Genomic DNA, 812 nt, shown 5'->3' on the forward strand with positions numbered 1-812 from the left:
TCTTCTCTCTCCTTCCTCTTGCTTCTCTCAGCCTTTTTTTCTCTCTCCTCCCCTTCTCCCTTTTCCTTCCTCTCTTCCTCCCCCTTTTCTTTTCCTCCTTCTCCCCCTCCCTCTTCTTCTCCCTCTTCCTTCTTTTTCCCCCCCCTTCTTCCTTTCCTTTCTTTTCTTCCCCCCCCCCTTCTCCTTCCTTTCCTCTTCTTCTCTCTTTTTCTTTTTCCTTTTACTCTTTCCTCTTCTCCTTCTCTTGTTCTACCTTCCCCCTCCTCTCTTCCTTTCTTTTCTCCCATCCCTCCTCTTCCTCTTTCTAGCGCACTGTCCCTCACCGCTGCCGCTACGATACATTTCTCCCTCTTTCTCTCCTCTTTTCTTCCTACAGCGTGCTCTCCTGTATCTTCTCCTTTTCTCTTCCCTTCTTCCCCTTTCTTCTCCTTCTCTTCCTTTCTCCCCCCCTCCTCCCCCTCTCTCCCCCCCCTCTTCCTCCAAGTCAGATTCAGGAAGCCGGGGATCTTCTCCCCCCCTTCTTCCTTTTCTCCTTTCCTCCTTCTCCTTTCTCTTCCTTTCTCTGCTTTCTCTTTCTTCTCCTCCTTCCTTCTTTCCTTTTCCCGTAGTTTCCCCTTCTTCTTTTCCCTTTTCCTTCTTCTCTTCTCTTTCCCTCCTCCCTCCTCTCCCTCCTCTTTCTTTTCCCCTCCCTTCCCCCTTTTCCCCCCTCTTCCCCTTGTCCCTTCCACAGAAGCCTATAGATGGCTCTTTTCCCCTTTCTTTTTCTCCCTCCCCTCTCCTCTTCTCCTTCTCCCTTCCTTCTGCTCCCCTGA

Annotated in this window: 1 protein-coding gene; it reads right to left on the bottom strand. The window is 50.7% G+C overall.

Annotated elements, in window-relative coordinates; translation table 11 throughout:
* Nucleotides 1–728: hypothetical protein (locus E1963_RS23620; RefSeq protein WP_132281693.1), on the bottom strand; the 728-nt coding region annotated here is incomplete at its 3' end.
* Between the last annotated feature and the right edge of the window lie 84 nt (nucleotides 729–812).

It is taken from the genome of Extibacter muris, from assembly GCF_004345005.1.
Classification (GTDB): Bacteria; Bacillota; Clostridia; order Lachnospirales; family Lachnospiraceae; genus Extibacter; species Extibacter muris.